1 protein-coding gene is annotated in these 1434 nt (G+C 65.6%); it reads right to left on the reverse strand.

The window, feature by feature from the left end; translation table 11 throughout:
- Positions 1–17 precede the first annotated feature (17 nt).
- Positions 18–1109 carry an IS110 family transposase gene (locus ACFQRJ_RS12590; protein WP_377019486.1) on the reverse strand — a complete coding sequence of 364 codons (1092 nt, stop codon included), beginning with the start codon at positions 1107–1109 and terminating at the stop codon, positions 18–20.
- Between the last annotated feature and the right edge of the window lie 325 nt (positions 1110–1434).

Genomic DNA, 1434 nt, shown 5'->3' on the forward strand with positions numbered 1-1434 from the left:
CATGGGTATCTCCTATGTCAAGCGGCTTGCGGGATGCAAGTCGTTGAGGTGGGGTTCAGTGAGATCGGGGTGTTCATGAGTGCTGCGGCGTGGGCACGGGTAAGAGTGCGCCAGATGCGGCGGACGATCGCGTTCTTCAGGCAGCGGAGGGCTTCCATCACGGTCTTCCCGTCTGCTCGGAGTCGTTCGTAGTACTCCTTGCCTGGCCCCTCGAGACGGACCTGAGTGAGGGCGATGCGATGGATGGCGCAGTTCAGCTGTCTGTTCCCGCCCCTGTTCAGACGGACTCTGCCTTCTGTCTTGCCTGACCAGACCGGGATCGGGGCGCAGCCGGCGAACATCGCGAACTTCGACTCCGTGGCGAATCGTTCGATCCCGGCGGTCTCGGCGATGATCTTCGCGGCAGACAGCTCCGCGCAGCCGGGAATCTCCAGCAGCACCGGCTCCAGCTCCCTCACCATGGCACGCAGCCGCGCATCGAGCTCCCCGATCAAGGAGCACAGCCGTTCGAGATCGGCAAGGACCATGCCCGCGATCTCCGCGACGATCCCCTCGCTCGCCTCGATCACGCCCCGCACCTGTTCCTGGGCAGGTCGATGAGTCAGCGCGCGTGGTGCCGGGTCGATGTCGGGATCGAGTTCGTGCAGGTGCCAGCGCAAGCGGTTGATCACTCGAGTCCGCTCCGCGACCAGGTCCTCACGACGAGCAAGAACGAGCTTGACCTCCCTCGCCTGCTCATCGGTGAACGCGGCCGGCAGGTCGTCCTCGCGGGCCATCGCTCGCGCGACTGCGAGAGCATCGATCGGATCGGACTTGCCGCGGGTGCGCGATGCGGCGCGCTGGCGGGCCATCAGCTTCGCCGGCACCCTGAGCACCGGCTCGCCGTGGGCCAGGAGATCGCGCTCGAGCAGACCGGTGAGGTGGCGGCAGTCCTCCAGCCCCCACCGGCGATCCTGCTCGATGAAAGATGCCCTGGCCCACCGGTAGGCCTTCTCATGACCGCTGTGGGTCGCGCGGACAGTGATCTGCCCGATCTGTTTGCCCGCCGCGTCGACCGCGACGAAGGTATGCGAGTTCTTGTGGACGTCAGCGCCGATCAGGACCACCATGGTGACTGCCTCCCTTGAATCCGAGTGGGGTCAAACGGTCGGGCCGGTCGGCGGACAAACCTCAGTGGGGCAGCTGCACGCTCCTATCAAGTCACGCCGGCCGGTCCTTCCACCCGGCGACGGCAATACCCATGAAAGCCAGCTCAGCGAGGAGCGGCAGCCACTGTACGGGCCAATCACCGGATGGAAGCGATCCAACCACCGCGACATCCGCGGCACCACAGAGCCTCACACTGAGGAGCGGCAGCCACTGTACGGGCCAATCACCGGATGGAAGCGATCCAACCACCGCGACATCCGCGGCACCACAGAGCCTCACACTGAC

This window comes from Brachybacterium sp. GCM10030252 (assembly GCF_042666535.1).
Classification (GTDB): Bacteria; Actinomycetota; Actinomycetes; order Actinomycetales; family Dermabacteraceae; genus Brachybacterium.

Bases quoted from the DNA above. Each gene is read 5' to 3' on its own strand.
- ACFQRJ_RS12590 (WP_377019486.1), bottom strand. From the start codon at position 1,109: ATGGTGGTCCTGATCGGCGCTGACGTCCACAAGAACTCGCATACCTTC.